Below are 17,232 nucleotides of genomic sequence, written 5' to 3'. Positions count from 1 at the left end.
TTTGCACTCATTTTTAAATAATTTAATTAATAAAACGTTACGCTATGTACGCAATTGTAGAGATAGCAGGGCAACAATTTAAAGTTGTAAAAGACCAAAAAGTTTTTGTTCACCGTTTACAAACTGAAGAAGGAAAGCAAGTAGCTTTTGATAATGTTCTTCTTATTGGTGATGGTGAAAAAGTAACTGTAGGCGCCCCAGCTATAGACGGAGCTCAAGTAGGAGCAAAAGTCTTAAAGCACCTTAAAGGTGATAAAGTTATAGTTTTCAAAAAGAAAAGACGTAAAGGATACCGTGTAAAAAATGGTCACCGTCAATCTTTAACAGAAATTATCATTGAAAGTATTGCTGCTTCTGGAGCTAAAAAAGCTGCTCCTGCAAAAGCAACAGTAAAAGCAGAACCAAAAGTTGAAGTTGCTGCGCCTAAAGCAGAAGCTAAACCAACTGCTAAAGTTGAAGCTACTCAAGATTTAAACAGTTTAACTGTCGCTGAATTAAAAGAGATGGCAAAAGCTAAAGGAATTGAAGGAATTTCTGCAATGAAAAAAGCTGATTTAATTGCTGCTTTAAGTTAATTTTAAAATCTAAAATCGAAATAAAATGGCACATAAAAAAGGAGTCGGAAGTTCGAAAAACGGTAGAGAATCAGAATCAAAACGCTTAGGAGTTAAGATTTTTGGTGGTCAAGCTGCAATAGCTGGAAACATTATCGTTAGGCAAAGAGGAAATACTCATCACCCAGGTGAAAACGTATATTCTTCAAAAGACCATACATTACACGCTCAAGTTGATGGCGTTGTAAAATTTACTAAGAAAAAAGACAACAAATCATACGTTTCTATTGAGCCTTTTGAAGCTTAAGAAACATTTTTCTTAAAAAATATAAGCCCTTTCTGTTTTCAGAAAGGGTTTTGTTTTTATAAAAACTAGTTCTTCCAATCTAAAAAAATCAACACATCATTAATGCATTTATGCAAATCGGTTTTAATCTCCTGTTCCCAAAACCTGAAAACGGTATAGTCCATATCTGCCAATAGTTGGTTTACTTCATCATCCCGTTGTATATTGCGTTCTATCTTTGGTATCCAAAAGCCGCGGTTACTGTTTATGGTTTCCTTACGTTCATTCCAGTTATAACCATGCCAAAACTCACCATCAATAAAAATGGCAAGCCTAAATTTTTGAATGGAAATATCTGGTTTTCCAGGAAGTTTTTTGGAATTGATTCGATAGCGAATGCCTTTCTTCCATAGTGCTTTTCTAAACAACAATTCAGGTTTTGTGTTTTTGCCACGAATCTTGCTCATAATTTTTGAGCGTTTTTTTGTGGTATAAAAACCTGACGCTTCGTTAAAGCGAGGGACGATTATTTTAGGCTTTTTATATTCCATAATTATTAATGGAATGTAATAATTTTAAATGAAAACAAAAACCCTCACATGTCTGTAAGGGTTTCTTTGTTTAAAAGAGATGCTGAAACAAGTTCAACATGACAAGATATTCTAATATCTGTAATATTCTGGTTTGAATGGTCCTTCAACTGTTACACCAATATAATCGGCTTGATCCTTACGGAGTTCTGTTAATTCCACACCAATTTTTGCTAAGTGTAATTTTGCTACTTTTTCATCTAAATGTTTTGGCAGCATATATACTTCGTTTCCGTAAGCTTCACTATTTGTCCATAACTCAATTTGAGCCAATGTTTGGTTTGTAAAAGAGTTACTCATTACAAAACTTGGATGTCCTGTTGCACAACCTAAATTCACCAAACGACCCTCGGCTAAAATAATAATATCTTTTCCGTTAATAGTGTATTTATCAACTTGTGGTTTGATAGTATTTTTAGTATGACCATAATTTTTGTTTAACCAAGCCATATCAATTTCATTATCAAAATGCCCTATGTTACAAATAATAGTTTTGTCTTTTACAGCTTCAAAATGTTCGCTACGTACAATATCTTTATTTCCTGTTGTTGTAATAATGATATCTGCATTGCCAACAACACTTTCTAAACGTTTCACTTCAAAACCATCCATAGCAGCTTGTAGTGCACATATTGGATCGATTTCGGTGACTGTTACAATACTACCAGCACCTTTAAAGGAAGCGGCTGTACCTTTACCAACATCGCCATATCCACAAACTACTACACGTTTACCAGCAAGCATTACATCGGTAGCTCTTCTAATAGCATCTACAGCACTTTCTCTACATCCGTATTTATTGTCAAATTTACTTTTTGTAACACTATCATTCACATTAATTGCAGGCATTGGTAAAGTTCCTTCTTTCATACGTTCGTATAATCTGTGAACGCCTGTAGTTGTTTCTTCACTTAAACCTTTGATACCGGAAATCAATTCTGGATAACGGTCAAAAACCATATTGGTTAAATCGCCACCATCATCAAGAATCATGTTTAACGGTTTTTTTTCTTCGCCAAAGAAAAGCGTTTGCTCAATACACCAGTCAAATTCGGTTTCATTCATTCCTTTCCATGCGTAAACTGCAGTTCCGGCAGCGGCAATCGCAGCAGCGGCTTGATCTTGGGTTGAGAAAATATTACATGAACTCCAAGTTACTTCTGCACCAAGAGTTTGTAGGGTTTCAATTAAAACAGCTGTTTGAATGGTCATGTGTAAACAGCCTGCAATTCTGGCACCTTTTAGTGGTTGAGAATGTTTGTATTCTTCACGAAGACTCATTAATCCAGGCATTTCTGCTTCGGCTAATTCAATCTCTTTTCTTCCCCAAGCAGCTAGTGATATATCTTTTACCTTATTAGGAACGTAAGCAATTGTTTTTGTGTTCATATTAGTATATTTGTATTTCAGAAATTTTTGCTGCAAAGATAACTAATAACTTTCAGAATATTAAATGCCTCTTTATAAAACCATTACCCCAAACTCACAAACAACTGTTAAAATCTGGAAGATTACAGAGACTTATGATGATTTGATGAAAGGAATTACTTTAAAACCTGAAAATATTGAACGGGTTTTGGGTATGAAAAGTGAACTGCACCAAAGAGGCTTTCTTAGTGTACGCAATTTGTTGAAAGAATTTGGTTATCAAGATTCTGATTTGTTTTACGATGAAAACGGCAAACCCCATTTAAAAGATGGCAAACACATTTCAATAACACATTCTTTTACATTTTCTGCAGTCATTGTTAGTGATGACGTAGTAGGTATTGATATTGAAAAACAACGAGATAAAATCACTATCATTGCTCATAAATTTATTGACTATGAATTTGATTATTTAAAAGAAGAAGAAGTTGATTATATAAAAAAATTAACTTCAATTTGGTGTGTTAAGGAATCATTATATAAGTTGTTTGCAACACCAGGATTGAGCTTTAAAGAGCATTGTTTAGTAATTCCTTTTTCTATTGAAGACGAGAAAACAACTGCTTGGATTGATTATGAAAATAAAAAATCCAGATACAACATTAACTTTTTTGAATTTGAAGGCTTTTCTTGTGCATATGCGATAGTTTAAATGACAAGTATTTATAAAAAAATAAAGACTTCAGTAAAAAATAACCATAAGTTATTTGCTGTTTTAATAGATCCTGAAAAGATAGTTTTTAGTGATATTTCCAGTTTTATCAAAAAGGTAAACAGTTCAATAGCAACGCACATTTTTGTTGGCGGAAGTACTATTGAAGAAAATGTAACAAAAAAAATTGTTGCAGAAATAAAGAGCCATACAAAATTACCAGTGGTTTTGTTTCCTGGTACTATTAATCAAATAGTTGATAATGCTGATGCGCTTTTATTTTTATCTTTAATTTCTGGGAGAAACCCTGAATATTTAATTGGAAAACATGTAGAATCTGTTTCAGAATTAAGAAATACAAATTTAGAAGTTATTCCAACAGGCTACATTCTTATTGAAAATGGCAAAAGAACCAGTGTTGAAAAGGTTACTGAAACAAAACCAATTTCTAGAAGTAACATTCAAAAAATAGTCGACACAGCTAAAGCTGGAGAATTGTTGGGAATGAAACTTATTTATTTAGAAGCCGGTAGTGGAGCTTTAGAACCAATAACAACAGATATTATAAGTTCTGTTAAGAGAGAATTGAAAATTCCACTTATTGTTGGTGGAGGTATAACAAACATTAACCAATTGGAAAACGCTTATCAATCAGGAGCCGATTTAGTAGTAATTGGTACGGCTTTTGAAAAAGATGAATTGTTTTTTGAACAAATAAAGAAAATCAAATAATGAAAATATCAGTAGATTTAACCTTGTCACCGTTGCAAAATGATTATGAAACACATGTTATCAGTTTTATAAAAACATTAAGGGCTTCAAAATTCACCGTTTTAGAAAATCCATTGAGTACACAAATTTATGGTGACTTTGATGCATTGATGCCATTTCTTACAGAAGCTATTAAAACCTCTTTTGAAGGAACCGATATTGCTGTTTTAACCATGAAAATAGTAAAAACAGATAGAAGTGATTATGAACCACATTTTTGATTTTTTCATAGATCCTTATCATGATGCACCAACTTATCAAATAGTTTTAGAAGCTATAGCTTTTGTATTTGGTATTATGAGTGTTTGGTATGCCAAAAAAGAAAATATTTTGGTGTATCCAACAGGACTTATCTGTACTGTTATAACGGTATATCTTCTTTATATTAGTGAGTATTTTGGTGATATGATGATGAATTTATATTATTCCATTATGAGTGTTTATGGTTGGTGGAACTGGTCGAGAAAAAAAGAGAACAAGTTTGTAGTGCCTATTTCAAGAACGACTTTAAAAGAAAAACAAATAGGCGTTTTGTTATTTGTATTGACCATGATTGTCACCTATTTTGTATATAAAGGATTTGATTATACGTTACAAATTCCCAATTATATTGATATAGTCACATCTGGTATTTTCTTTACGGCCATGTGGTATATGGCGATTAAAAAATTAGAAAATTGGACGCTTTGGATTATTGCAGATTTGATTACTATTCCACTTTATGCTTATAGAGGTTTAGGCATGTTATCACTTCAGTATTTAATCTTTACTATATTAGCAATTCAAGGATATATCGCATGGAAGAAAAGCTTAGACAACAACCGTCAAACTGTATAAAGATAGTTTTGTTTGGACCAGAATCTACTGGTAAAACAACGTTGTCCAATCATTTGGCAAGGTATTATAATTCCATTTGGGTGCCAGAATATGCGCGCGAATATCTTCAAAACAAGTGGAATGAAGAACGTAAAACTTGCGAACCAGATGATTTACTTCCAATTGCAGAAGGTCAAATGTTTTTAGAAAATAAGCTATCTAAAAAAACAGATACCGTATTAATTTGTGATACAGATTTGTTGGAAACCAAGGTGTATTCAGAAGCATATTATACCGGTTCATGCGATCCTATTTTAGAAAAATATGCGTTGGAAAATACTTACGATTTATATTTTTTGACGTATATTGACACGCCTTGGGAAGCTGACGATTTACGCGACAAACCCGATGAAAGAGAGCTAATGTTTAAAGCTTTTGAAAATGCCTTAATAAAATATAATAGACCTTATGTATTATTAAAAGGTGATAAAAAAGAACGTTTAGAATTAGCTGTAAAACATATTGACAAACTATTAAAAAATAAAAAGTGATATTTTCTGAAAAGGATCTTTCTCAAATAAAGAAAATGGGATTAACTACAGACAAAATAAATGCTCAAATGGCACTTATTAAGTCTGGCATGGCATATTCTAATTTAAAAAAGGCAGCAACTATTGGCAATGGAATTCTTAAAATTGAAGAAGAACAAGAGTCACATTATATTAATCTTTTTGATAGCAAAAGAGACCATTTGTCTATAGTGAAATTTGTACCAGCATCTGGTGCAGCAACTAGAATGTTCAAATTTTTATTTCAGCTTTTAAACGATTACAAAATTGAAGAAGATAGTATTGATTCTTATATTGAAAAATCAAACAATAATGGGCTTTCTAAGTTTTTTAACACCTTAGAAAAATTACCTTTTTTTGAAGAAGTAGTTCATAAAATACATGAAATAATCCCTGATTATAATGAACTGTCTTTTGAAAAAAGGAAAGGCGAATTTGTAAAAACCATTTTAGAGGCTGATAGATTAAACTATAGTTTTTTCCCAAAGGGATTATTGCCTTTTCATAAATATGAGAGTTATGTAGCAACTGCTTTTGAAGAGCATTTGTATGAAGGAGCCCTTTATGGGTCATCAAACAACAAAGCGAATTTGCATTTTACAATTTCTGAAAATCACGAGGAAAATTTTAAAAAAGAACTGAATCATATTGAAGAAGAGGTTGAAGAGAACACAGGCAATACTTTTAATATATCTTTTTCATTTCAAAAAAAGTCAACCGATACCATTGCTTTAACATCAAACAATGAACTTTTTAGAGATTCAGAAGGTTCAATTTTGTTCAGACCTTCTGGTCATGGCGCTTTGCTGGAAAATCTTAACGACCTTGATTATGATATTATTTTTATAAAGAATATTGATAATGTTGTTGTAAAAGAATACCATGAGGTTATTTCTAACTATAAAAAAATTCTGGCTGGAATTCTTTTAGAATTACAGGAGCAAACTTTTAAGTTTTTAAATCAGTTAGATGAAGACGATTTAATGGAAAATGATTTAGAATTAATGGTTCAATTTGTAACCAATAAATTAAATGTTGTTGTAACTCCAGAATTCGGATACTCTTCATTAGATTCCAAAATCTTCTATTTAAGAGATAAATTAAATCGCCCAATTAGAGTTTGTGGTATGGTTAAAAATGAGGGAGAACCTGGTGGTGGTCCTTTTTGGGTTCAAGATAAAAATGGAAACGTGTCATTACAAATTGTTGAATCAGCCCAAGTTGATAGTAGTAATGAGAGTCAAGTTGATATCCTTAAAAACGCAACCCATTTTAATCCTGTAGATTTAGTTTGTGGCGTCAAAAATTATAAAGGAGAAACCTTTGATCTCTTAAAATATGTTGATAATGAAGCTTCATTTATAACAAAAAAAAATCATTTAGGTATTGACATTAAAACATTGGAACTACCTGGTTTGTGGAATGGTAGTATGGCCTATTGGAATACCATTTTTGTTGAAGTTCCTTTAATTACGTTCAATCCCGTAAAAACAGTAAATGATCTTTTAAGAGATTCACATCAAGTATCGAAATGATTGAAGAAGAAGCATTAATCTCTGAATTAAATTTTAAAGCCATTAGAAGTTCTGGTAGTGGAGGTCAACATGTCAATAAAGTTGCTTCAAAAATTGAATTGGTTTTTAATGTTTCAGATTCATTAGCTTTAAATGAAGAACAAAAAGAAAGATTAATAAAGAAACTAAGCTCTAGATTAACTAAAGACAATATTTTAATTCTGCAATGTGAAGAAAGCAGAAGTCAGCATAAAAATAAAGAACTGGTTATAAAACGCTTTTTAGAGATTATTAAACAAGGTTTGATTGTCCCAAAAAAGCGCGTTCCAACAAAAATTCCAAAAGCAGTCATTAAAAAACGGTTAAAAGAAAAACGCAATCTATCTGAAAAAAAGGCAATTAGAAAAAAACCGGATTTAGAGTAAAAATAATTGTCATATAATAAATGCCAATTGTAAATTGTTTTTACCTTTGCACTGTTCTCAAAAAAGGGGTGCCTATAAACGGCTGAGATCATACCCAATGAACCTGAGCAGGTAATGCTGCTAAGGGACGGCGAAAGTCGCCATTTTTAATTAATATTAACCAGAATAATTACCTCTTTTTATTCGATTATAAACATCATAATCGTATGAAAAATTTGTTCGTATTTTTAGCACTAATTGTGCTTTCATTTCAATCATTTTCCCAGGAAAAAAAGCCAGACTCAACAGAAGTCCAAACTCTAGACGAAGTTTTAGTTAAAGCCATCAGGGTGGATGCAGATTCGCCAATTACCCATTCAAACATTAAAAAGGAAGCTCTTGAAAAACGTAATTTAGGGCAAGATTTACCAATTTTATTAAATTATTTGCCATCGGTAGTAACTACAAGCGATGCCGGTTCAGGTGTTGGCTATACAGGCATTAGAGTGCGTGGTGTAAGTGCACAATCAACAAATGTTACTGTTAACGGAATTCCTTATAATGATTCGGAATCACTTGGAACTTATTGGGTTGATTTACCAGATTTTGCATCTTCAGTAGAAAGTTTGCAATTGCAACGTGGAGTTGGTACATCAACCAATGGCTCAGGAGCTTTTGGAGCTAGTATTAATATTTTAACCGATGCTATTTCTGAAAAGGCAAGCGGGGAAATATCAAATGCCTTTGGAAGCTATAATACAAGAAAGCATAATGTTAAGTTTAGTACCGGAACTTTAAATGATCATTTTGAAATTGCGGGACGTTTGTCTCAAATAAACTCCGATGGATATATAGACAGAGCAAGCTCTGATTTAAAATCTTACTTTCTTCAAGCTTCTTATGTAGATGATAATACATTGATAAAAGCAATCACTTTTGGTGGCTATGAAAGAACCTATCAGTCATGGAATGGTCTTGAAGACTTAGATCTTTTAAAGAATCATAGAACATACAATACAGCAGGTATGTACACTGATGAAAATGGAGATATTAAATTTTATAAAAATGAAGTGGACGATTACAAGCAAGACCATTATCAACTGCATTGGAATGAGCGCTACAATAGTAATTGGTCAACTAATCTGGGCTTGAATTATACTTACGGAAGAGGTTATTTTGAGCAATATAAAGAAGATCAGGATTTTTCCGATTATGATTTAGAAGACATAACTGTTGGAGGAGAAACTATCAATACTACCGATTTAATTAGAAGACGTTGGCTTGATAACGACTTTTATGTTGTTAATGCCAATGCCAGTTATAAAGACGATGCTTTAAACTTTACTGTTGGAACATCTTATAGCAGTTATGTTGGAGATCATTATGGTGAAATTATTTGGGCAAGATATGCTAGTAATTCAGAACTTGGAGACCAGTATTATAAAGGAGTAGGCAAGAAAAAAGACATGAGTGTTTTTGCAAAAGCAACGTATAAATTAAATGAAAAAGTTAGTCTGTATGGAGACTTGCAAATGCGCTTTGTAAATTATAAAACATCTGGATTAACCTCAGATAGAGTTAATATGTTGATTGATGAAGATTATAATTTTTTCAATCCTAAAGCAGGAATTACCTATAAACTAAATACGAGTGATAACTTGTATTTGTCTTACGCAAGAGCTAGTAGAGAGCCAAACAGAGGTGATTTTGAAAGTAATCCAGATATTAAACCAGAGCAACTAAATGATTTTGAATTGGGTTGGAGACATAACACTAGCGCATTTAAGTTAAATGCCAATGCTTATTACATGTTATATAACGAGCAGTTAGTTTTGTCTGGGGCAATTGATGATGTAGGAAACCCTATTCGTTCAAATAGTGGAAAAAGCTACAGACTTGGTTTAGAATTTGATGCAGCCATTCAGGTTTCAAAACAAATTGCAATTCAGCCAAACTTTACGGTAAGCACTAATAAAAACAAAAAAACTATTTCTCAAATTGACGGAGTATTAGTCGATTTAGGAAAAACCAACATTTCATTTTCTCCAGATTTTGTTGCAGCAAACGCCTTGGTATTTCAACCGGCAAACAATTTTCAACTATCTTTTTTAAGTAAGTATGTTGGTGAGCAATTTATGGGAAATTCAGATTCTAATGCTTCAAAACTTGATAGCTATTTTGTAAATGATTTCAATGTTACTTATGAAATTAAACCAAATTCAATATTTAAATCTATTGTGTTATCTGGTTTAGTGAATAATGTTTTTGGAAAAAAATATGTGTCAAATGGTTATTATTATACTTATGATGATACATGGTCTAACCCAAATCAAACTACAACTATTGAAGGTGCGGGGTATTATCCACAAGCAACAACCAACTTTTTAGTAGGAGCAACTTTAAAGTTTTAACAATAAAAAAATGACTAAAAAAGCAACTCGAATGAGTCGCTTTTTAGTCATTATAAACTCTAATTATAGAACCAATCGCCTCAACTTTATAGCGAATTAATGGATAATCTCCTGTCGTACCTTCTCTTTTAATACCATTTAAAATTTCATAAGAATTACCGTCATTACAATCACAAGTAGCTATTATGCCTTCTACACTTAGTTTAGAGCAAGTACTTAAAGGATGATTTGGATCTGATATCTCAAAAGCATTATAATTTGTTCCTCCAGCATAATAAAGAACCAAGCCGTTTACTCCGTAAGGACTATCTAAAATAACAAAATTACCAGGAAATTTTAATTGACTAAATTGTGGCAAGTTAGTATTTATTAAGTTACCTGTATCAAAGCCATAATTGGGTAAATATGGATTTTTAACTAAATCACTATTTGTGCTACAACCAACCAAAAAGGCAAAACAAATTATATAAAAAAAGTATTTCATGTTTATATATATGATTATTTTCAATCTACAACATTAAGCAAATTGAGTTAAATATTTTGTATATTTGTATTTAATCTCGTGTGAACGGGATTTTTTTATTCCGAACTTGTTTCGGAATATTTGTATAAATAAACGATGAAGTTATGAGTAAAGTATCATACTATACACCTGAAGGACTAAAAAAGTTAAAAGACGAGTTAAATCAACTGAGAGATGTTGAGCGCCCAAAAGCATCACAAGCAATTGCAGAAGCTAGAGATAAAGGAGATTTAAGTGAGAATGCTGAATACGATGCAGCTAAAGAAGCACAAGGTATGCTTGAAATGAAAATTTCTAAATTAGAAGAAATTTTATCAAACGCCAGAGTTATTGATGAATCACAACTGGATGTTTCAAAAATACTTGTCCTATCAAAAGTTAAGATAAAAAATCAAACCAATGGTATGGAAATGAACTATACGTTGGTAGCTGACGGTGAAGCTAATTTAGCCGCAGGAAAAATTTCTGTAAATTCTCCTATTGGAAAAGGATTGTTGGGAAAATCGTTAGGTGATATTGCCGAAATTCAAGTGCCTAATGGTGTTTTAAAGTTTGAAATTTTAGAAATTTCAAGATAAAATAATTTTACTGTCAATTTACTCTCAAAATCATGGCATCAATATTCACCAAAATAGTTAAAGGAGAAATTCCTTGCTATAAGATAGCTGAAACCGAAGAGTTTTTAGCATTTCTTGATGTAAACCCTAATAGCAAAGGGCATACACTTTGTATTCCAAAGCAAGAAGTAGACAAAATTTTTGATTTAGATGAATCTACTTTTGGAAGGCTAATGAGTTTTTCACAAAAAGTAGCTAAGGCCATTGAAAAAACAATTCCATGTAAGCGCATTGGGATGACTGTTATAGGTTTAGAAGTACCTCATGCGCATGTGCATTTAATACCTTTGCACACTATGGAAGATGCTCGTTTTATTCAAAAAACAAAAATGTCTCCAGAAGAATTTCAAGAGGTTTCCAAGGCTATTCAAGCTAACTTATAGTTCGTTTTAAGGCTATTAAAAAGGTTGTGCCTTTGCCAATTTCAGAATGTAATACTTTTATTTTTCCATCATGGAATTCTTCAATAATGCGTTTGGTAAGCGATAAGCCTAAACCCCAACCACGTTTTTTTGTAGTATAACCAGGTTCGAAAATAGTATTGAATTTATTTTTTGGGATGCCTTTGCCAGTATCGGTAATAAGCACTTTAATATCATCTTCAAGTTCTGAAATTTCAATGGTGATTTTGCCGCGACCTTTCATGGCATCTATGGCATTTTTAACTAAATTTTCAATGGTCCAACTATAAAGCTGCTTATTAAGATTTACAATAATTTCTCCGCTTGGAGTTATAATTTCAAAATCAATAAGTTTAGAAGAACGTAATTTTAAGTAACTGTAAGAATCGATAGTTTCTTTAATAATATCAAGAGGTTCTAGAGTAGGTGCCGACCCAATTTTACTAAAACGTTCAGTAATAGTTTGTAATCTATCAATATCTTTTTCTATTTCACTAATATAATTTGGATTAACATTTTCACTTTTTAAAATTTCTGCCCAACCAATTAAAGATGATAAAGGTGTCCCAATTTGATGTGCTGTTTCCTTTGCCATACCTGACCATAATTTGTTTTCAATGGCATTTTTGTTACTTCTGTAAAAGAAAAAAACCACACCGGCAAAAAGAAGAATGATAAGCAATAAAGCTAAAGGATAGTATTTTAATTTATTCAGTAAAGCAGAGTTTCCGTAATAAATAGTAGACAAAACCTCATTTTGATAGCTTATTTCAATAGGCGTATTTTCATTTTTAAATTGAGAAACCAACTTTTTAACATAATTGTCATCAGACATTTTTTCATCATTAACATTGTTATAACTACTTAAACTTCCGTCAGTATTAATAACAATCATGGGAGTTGTAGTGTTACTTCTTAAAATTTTCAGTGTTAAATCTAAATTTGAATTTGTGTCACTATTTATAACATCGCTTTGAGCCTGTGCCCAAATGTCCATTTTGGTTCGTTCTTCAGCTTTAAAATTTTGAAAAAACACATAAGTATTCCACAAAATGAGGGAAATAATGATGAAAGAAATTATAATTATAATCCACCTAAATGAATTTCTATATTTTGTAAAAATCATTAAAAATTGAATTTGAATATGAATATAATGTAAATCTGTTAAAATTATTGTTTAAGATGATAGTAAATCAGTTTTTAGTTGTTTAATAGATTGGTTATATTTGCTTTTAAAGCTAATTTTTATTAATCCTGATTATGCTAAACTAACATGAGAGTTTTGTTAAGTATTAATAAAATAAATCGTTAGTTTTGTGAAAATTAAAAAGTTTAATGACATCTTTCAATCCAAAAGACCTTTCTCTCAATATTTTACAGGGTTATTTGCAAAGTGCCGTTGCGCCTAGGCCAATAGCATTTGCTAGTACTTTAGATATTCATGGAAACCCTAACTTGTCCCCATTTAGTTTTTTTAACGTGTTTAGTACAATTCCTCCAATTTTGGTATTTTCGCCATCAAGAAGAGTAAGAGATAATACAACAAAACACACTTTAGAAAATGCAGAGGCTACAAAAGAAGTGGTTATAAATGTGGTTAATTATGATATTGTCCAGCAAATGTCATTGAGTAGTACTGAATATCCTGAAGGTGTAAATGAATTTGAAAAGGCAGGATTAACCATGTTAAAATCAGATATTGTTAAACCATTTCGTGTTGCAGAATCGCCAGTTCAGTTTGAATGCAAGGTGAATGATATTATTAAATTGGGAACAGAAGGCGGTGCCGGAAATTTGATTATTTGCGAAGTCGTTAAATTTCATATTTCAAAAGATGTACTTAACAAAGACGAAACTATTAATCAAAAAAAATTAGACTTGGTTGCCAGAGCAGGAGGTAATGTGTATAGTAGAGCAAATAAAGGGTTTTTTGAAGTGCCTAAGCCATTATCAACATTAGGAATTGGTGTTGATAATTTGCCGGATGATGTAAAAAACAGCATGGTTTTAACGGGGAATGATTTAGGCATGCTTGCAAATGTTGAGGTTTTGCCTAGCAAAAAAATGGTAAAAGAATTTATAAAAAGTGTGGGAGAGCGTTATCCTAATATAAAAAATGCATCGCACAGAGACAAGCATAAACTGGCACGAAATTATTTAAGTTACGGTGATGTTGATAGTGCTTGGAAAATATTGTTAAGTTAAAAAATAGTAATTAATAGATATAAAATTGATAATTAATGGAAGTTCAAGGAAGAATTAAAATGGTAGGAGAAACTCAAACCTTTGGTGGTAACGGGTTTAGAAAAAGAGAAATTGTAATAACTACAGATGAGCAATATCCACAACACATTATGGTGGAATTTGTTCAAGATAAATGTGATTTATTAAATAGTTATAAAGTAGGTCAAGAAGTTAAAGTAAGCATTAATTTAAGAGGTAGAGAATGGGTGAATCCACAAGGAGAAACTAAATATTTCAACTCAATTCAAGGCTGGAGAATTGAAGCGCTTCAAGCAGCATCAACAGATACTGGTTTGCCACCAGTTCCTCCAATGGATGCTTTTGAACCAGCAGGTGATCTAAATGAAGATGATCATGATGATTTGCCTTTCTAATTAAAAAGGGTTTCCTGAGAATTCAGGAATTTAAAATAATAAACCTCAATGTTATTTATAATGTTGAGGTTTATTATTTTTATTAAGTATGATGTATCTAAACAAAAATATGCCGTTTCCAGATGTTACTGAATCCACCGAAGAAGGTCTATTGGCTGTCGGTGGTGATTTATCAGTTAACAGATTGATAGAGGCTTACAGTAAAGGAATATTTCCATGGTTTTCACAAGGTGAACCAATTTTATGGTGGTCACCAGATCCAAGATTTGTTTTGTTTCCAGAAAAACTGAAAGTTTCTAAAAGCATGAGACAAGTGTTAAGAAATAAAAACTATACCATTACGATAAATAAAGATTTTATGTCTGTTATAAAAGAATGTTCTTTGATTCAACGAGATGGTCAGCCAGGAACATGGATAACAGATGATATGATTGAAGCCTATGTTCAGTTGCATAAAATGGGTTATGCTAAATCTGTTGAAGTTTGGAAAAATGACCAATTGGTTGGAGGACTTTATGGTGTTGATTTAAATAATGGAGTGTTTTGTGGTGAAAGTATGTTTGCTAAAGAAAGTAATGCCAGTAAAGTTGGCTTTATTACGTTTATACAAAACACTAATTACAAGCTTATAGATTGTCAAGTTTATACCCAACATCTCGAAAGTTTGGGAGCTGAAGATATTTCAAGAGAAGAGTTTTTACAGCATTTAAAATCATCTATATAGTTTTGGTTTTTTAATCAGCTATTTCCATACTGAAATGGGGAAAATCAAATCGGTATTTCTTTATTTTTCTACATAAATTTCGTTACATTTATAGTAATAACTGAATGTTGAAATTATGTACTCGTCTTCCTTTCAACAAGTAACAAGCCCAAGGAAATGAATTTTATAGATTATTATAAAGTATTAGGTGTTGATAAATCTGCAACAGAAGCTGATATTAAAAAAGCCTATCGGAAGTTAGCACGAAAATATCATCCAGATTTAAACCCAAACAACAAAGAAGCCGAAAAAAAATTCAAAGAAATTAATGAAGCTAATGAAGTGCTGAGTGATGCTGAAAATCGAAAAAAGTACGATGCATATGGTAAAGATTGGAAACATGCCGAAGAGTTTGAAAGAGCCAAACAGCAACAATCTCAAAGGCAATCATATCAACAAGATTTTTCTGGTGGCGCCTATTCAGATCATGATTTTTCAGATTATTTCGAATCCATGTTTGGTGGCAAAAGAGCGTCTTCAAGGCAAAGCAGAAGTGTTCAATTTAAAGGACAAGATTTTAATGCCGAACTACAATTAAATCTAACAGATGTTTATGAAACCCATAAGCAGGAATTAACTGTAAATGGCAGTAAAATAAGACTTACTATTCCCGCAGGAGTTGAAAATGGGCAAATAATAAAAATAGCAGGCAAAGGTGGTAAAGGAATAAACGGTGGTCCAAATGGGGATTTGTATATAAAATTCACAATAAAAAACCACACCCAGTTTAAAAGAGATGGAAATAACTTATATGCCAATGTAGATTTAGATTTATATACATCAATATTAGGTGGAGAAACCACTATCGACACATTTAATGGGAAGGTTAAACTAAATATAAAACCAGAAACTCAAAACGGCACAAAAGTAAAGTTAAAAGGGAAAGGGTTTCCGGTTTATAAAAGGGAAGGACATTATGGTGATTTAATAATAACATATAACATTAAAACGCCTACTAATTTGAGTGAAAGAGAAAAAGAGCTCTTTAAGCAATTACAAAAAATAAGATAATATGGCTGCTAAAAACTTAATACAAATTCAAACACTTTGTTCGCATTACAACCTTGAATTCTCGTTTTTTGAAGATTTAAACAGAATAGGGCTTATTGAAATAGAGATTGTCGAGCAAAATAAATTCATTCACCAAAACCAAATTGGTGGTCTTGAAAAGATGATAAGGCTACATAATGAATTACATGTTAATCTGGAAGGGATTGATGTGGTGTTTAATCTTTTGGAAAAAGAAAGACAATTACACAATCAATTAAACGCACTTAAAAACAGATTAAGACTTTATGAAAACGATTAAAATTCAGATTCATTTATTTTATAATAATTAAAATCTACAAGGCATGATAGAACAATTAGTTGCCACAGAAAAAAAACATTTTAGTTATTGAAGCTATTGATGGCTTTACAGAAACAGATGAAAGGTTATGTCAAAAATTTTTTCAGGAAAAATTAGACCAAGGTTTTAAACAAGTTCATATAAAAACGTTTTCTAAATACTTTAACAAATAATTGAATGGAAAATTTTTGGGACACGCGTTTTAAACAAAAAGCATATGTTTATGGCACTTTGCCAAATGCATTTTTTAAGGAATATTTAGATAAATATAAACCGAAAGGGAATATTTTATTGCCAGCTGAAGGTGAAGGGCGTAATGCAGTTTATGCTGCAAAAAAGGGATTGAATGTTTATGCTTTCGATACCAGTATTGAAGGGAAAAACAAAGCGATGAAATTAGCAGAGCAAAATAATGTTATTGTTAATTATGAGGTCGGTAAGTTTTTTAACCTTAAATTACTTAGTTGGAAATTTGATATAGCTGCTCTTATTTATGCTCATTTTTCATCAGATATCATATCACAGTATCATAAAAAAGTTGCAGAGTTATTAAAACCAAAGGGACTGATCTTAATTGAAGGGTTTAGTAAAAATCATGTTGAATTTCAAAAGGTTAATCCCAATGCTGGAGGGCCAAAAAGTTTAGACATGTTATTTTCAATAGAAACCATCAAGAAAGATTTTCCAAATTTTGAAATACTTCAATTAGAAGAAGTGGAAATTGAACTTGAAGAAGGAGAATTCCACAAAGGAAAAGCTAAGGTTATCAGATTTATAGGAAGAAAAAATTAGAAGATTGATGGGTTTTTATAAGAATGTTATTAGCCTTTGCCTGTTTTTGTTTTCAATAGTGCTTCATTCACAGGAAAATAATATTCCTTTTAAAGTAAATAACCTTTTTAGTTTATAACAACCAAAAACATTAGTTGACATTAATGGGAAACCAGTTTTGGGTGTTATTGAGCAA

General features: G+C 31.6%; 22 protein-coding genes. 18 read left to right on the top strand and 4 right to left on the bottom strand.

What is annotated here, in order from left to right:
* The first annotated feature begins 44 nt into the window (after positions 1-44).
* Together rplU and rpmA are read left to right on the top strand one after the other, a co-directional pair.
* Positions 45-575, top strand: coding sequence for a 50S ribosomal protein L21 (rplU, locus tag V8G69_RS00955; RefSeq protein WP_394879807.1), 531 nt, complete (start codon positions 45-47; stop codon positions 573-575).
* Positions 576-600: 25 nt separating this feature from the next.
* Positions 601-861: a 50S ribosomal protein L27 gene (rpmA, locus tag V8G69_RS00950; protein ID WP_166960674.1), complete on the top strand. Its 261-nt coding sequence runs from the start codon at positions 601-603 to the stop codon at positions 859-861.
* A 65-nt stretch (positions 862-926) separates the two neighbouring features.
* Here rpmA and V8G69_RS00945 read toward each other — a convergent pair whose 3' ends face one another.
* Together V8G69_RS00945 and ahcY are read right to left on the bottom strand one after the other, a co-directional pair.
* Positions 927-1,391 (bottom strand): very short patch repair endonuclease, encoded by a 465-nt coding sequence (locus V8G69_RS00945; RefSeq protein WP_394879806.1) that lies wholly within the window; start codon positions 1,389-1,391, stop codon positions 927-929.
* Between the two features lie 111 nt (positions 1,392-1,502).
* A complete protein-coding gene (gene ahcY, locus V8G69_RS00940; RefSeq protein WP_394879805.1) occupies positions 1,503-2,819 on the bottom strand; it encodes an adenosylhomocysteinase in 1,317 nt (438 codons plus the stop codon).
* A 64-nt stretch (positions 2,820-2,883) separates the two neighbouring features.
* Between ahcY and V8G69_RS00935 the strand changes: the two genes are divergently transcribed.
* The 8 genes from V8G69_RS00935 to V8G69_RS00900 all read left to right on the top strand — a co-directional run bounded on the left by V8G69_RS00935 (position 2,884) and on the right by V8G69_RS00900 (position 9,995).
* Entirely contained in the window at positions 2,884-3,510 is a 627-nt protein-coding gene (locus V8G69_RS00935; protein ID WP_394879803.1) for a 4'-phosphopantetheinyl transferase family protein, read from the top strand.
* Positions 3,511-4,242 carry a geranylgeranylglyceryl/heptaprenylglyceryl phosphate synthase gene (locus V8G69_RS00930; RefSeq protein ID WP_394879802.1) on the top strand — a complete coding sequence of 244 codons (732 nt, stop codon included), beginning with the start codon at positions 3,511-3,513 and terminating at the stop codon, positions 4,240-4,242.
* Complete coding sequence (locus V8G69_RS00925) at positions 4,242-4,502, top strand: hypothetical protein (protein WP_394879800.1); 261 nt, start codon at positions 4,242-4,244, stop codon at positions 4,500-4,502. The genes V8G69_RS00930 and V8G69_RS00925 overlap by 1 nt, the downstream gene beginning before the upstream one ends.
* Positions 4,486-5,118: a nicotinamide riboside transporter PnuC gene (pnuC, locus tag V8G69_RS00920; protein ID WP_394879799.1), complete on the top strand. Its 633-nt coding sequence runs from the start codon at positions 4,486-4,488 to the stop codon at positions 5,116-5,118. The genes V8G69_RS00925 and pnuC overlap by 17 nt, the downstream gene beginning before the upstream one ends.
* The gene (locus V8G69_RS00915) at positions 5,079-5,648 is read left to right on the top strand and encodes an AAA family ATPase (RefSeq protein ID WP_394879798.1); all 570 of its coding nucleotides are present in this window, start codon (positions 5,079-5,081) and stop codon (positions 5,646-5,648) included. Before pnuC ends, V8G69_RS00915 begins: the two co-directional genes overlap by 40 nt.
* Positions 5,645-7,201, top strand: coding sequence for a DUF4301 family protein (locus V8G69_RS00910; RefSeq protein WP_394879797.1), 1,557 nt, complete (start codon positions 5,645-5,647; stop codon positions 7,199-7,201). The genes V8G69_RS00915 and V8G69_RS00910 overlap by 4 nt, the downstream gene beginning before the upstream one ends.
* Positions 7,198-7,605: an alternative ribosome rescue aminoacyl-tRNA hydrolase ArfB gene (gene arfB / locus V8G69_RS00905; protein ID WP_394879796.1), complete on the top strand. Its 408-nt coding sequence runs from the start codon at positions 7,198-7,200 to the stop codon at positions 7,603-7,605. Before V8G69_RS00910 ends, arfB begins: the two co-directional genes overlap by 4 nt.
* Before the next feature lie 206 nt (positions 7,606-7,811).
* On the top strand, positions 7,812-9,995 hold the full coding sequence (locus V8G69_RS00900) for a TonB-dependent receptor (protein ID WP_394879795.1): 2,184 nt from the start codon (positions 7,812-7,814) through the stop codon (positions 9,993-9,995).
* 43 nt (positions 9,996-10,038) lie between these two features.
* On the opposite strand, the gene V8G69_RS00895 is transcribed toward V8G69_RS00900, so the two are convergent.
* On the bottom strand, positions 10,039-10,479 hold the full coding sequence (locus V8G69_RS00895) for a hypothetical protein (protein WP_394879794.1): 441 nt from the start codon (positions 10,477-10,479) through the stop codon (positions 10,039-10,041).
* A gap of 143 nt (positions 10,480-10,622) precedes the next feature.
* Here V8G69_RS00895 and greA point away from each other — a divergent pair, with 143 nt between their 5' ends.
* Both greA and V8G69_RS00885 read left to right on the top strand, forming a co-directional pair.
* Entirely contained in the window at positions 10,623-11,096 is a 474-nt protein-coding gene (gene greA / locus V8G69_RS00890) for a transcription elongation factor GreA (RefSeq protein WP_394879793.1), read from the top strand.
* A 32-nt stretch (positions 11,097-11,128) separates the two neighbouring features.
* Positions 11,129-11,518 (top strand): HIT family protein, encoded by a 390-nt coding sequence (locus V8G69_RS00885; protein ID WP_394879792.1) that lies wholly within the window; start codon positions 11,129-11,131, stop codon positions 11,516-11,518.
* On the opposite strand, the gene V8G69_RS00880 is transcribed toward V8G69_RS00885, so the two are convergent.
* Positions 11,508-12,662 (bottom strand): sensor histidine kinase, encoded by a 1,155-nt coding sequence (locus tag V8G69_RS00880; RefSeq protein ID WP_394879790.1) that lies wholly within the window; start codon positions 12,660-12,662, stop codon positions 11,508-11,510. The genes V8G69_RS00885 and V8G69_RS00880 overlap by 11 nt on opposite strands.
* A 209-nt stretch (positions 12,663-12,871) precedes the next feature.
* Between V8G69_RS00880 and V8G69_RS00875 the strand changes: the two genes are divergently transcribed.
* The 6 genes from V8G69_RS00875 (at position 12,872) to V8G69_RS00850 (ending at position 17,057) form a co-directional block, all read left to right on the top strand.
* Positions 12,872-13,741 carry a flavin reductase family protein gene (locus tag V8G69_RS00875; protein WP_394879789.1) on the top strand — a complete coding sequence of 290 codons (870 nt, stop codon included), beginning with the start codon at positions 12,872-12,874 and terminating at the stop codon, positions 13,739-13,741.
* Between the two features lie 35 nt (positions 13,742-13,776).
* Positions 13,777-14,154, top strand: coding sequence for a DUF3127 domain-containing protein (locus tag V8G69_RS00870; protein ID WP_394879788.1), 378 nt, complete (start codon positions 13,777-13,779; stop codon positions 14,152-14,154).
* A gap of 88 nt (positions 14,155-14,242) precedes the next feature.
* Positions 14,243-14,878, top strand: coding sequence for a leucyl/phenylalanyl-tRNA--protein transferase (gene aat, locus V8G69_RS00865; RefSeq protein WP_394879787.1), 636 nt, complete (start codon positions 14,243-14,245; stop codon positions 14,876-14,878).
* Between the two features lie 156 nt (positions 14,879-15,034).
* The gene (locus V8G69_RS00860) at positions 15,035-15,928 is read left to right on the top strand and encodes a DnaJ C-terminal domain-containing protein (RefSeq protein ID WP_394879786.1); all 894 of its coding nucleotides are present in this window, start codon (positions 15,035-15,037) and stop codon (positions 15,926-15,928) included.
* Between the two features lies 1 nt (position 15,929).
* The gene (locus V8G69_RS00855) at positions 15,930-16,226 is read left to right on the top strand and encodes a chaperone modulator CbpM (RefSeq protein ID WP_394879785.1); all 297 of its coding nucleotides are present in this window, start codon (positions 15,930-15,932) and stop codon (positions 16,224-16,226) included.
* 216 nt (positions 16,227-16,442) lie between these two features.
* On the top strand, positions 16,443-17,057 hold the full coding sequence (locus V8G69_RS00850; RefSeq protein ID WP_394879784.1) for a class I SAM-dependent methyltransferase: 615 nt from the start codon (positions 16,443-16,445) through the stop codon (positions 17,055-17,057).
* The last annotated feature ends 175 nt before the right edge of the window (positions 17,058-17,232 follow it).

The organism is Gaetbulibacter sp. M235 (assembly GCF_043876835.1).
Taxonomy (GTDB): Bacteria; Bacteroidota; Bacteroidia; order Flavobacteriales; family Flavobacteriaceae; genus Yeosuana.
The sequence above is the reverse complement of the archived record's forward strand: the minus strand, read 5'-3'. Positions and strand labels throughout refer to the sequence as shown.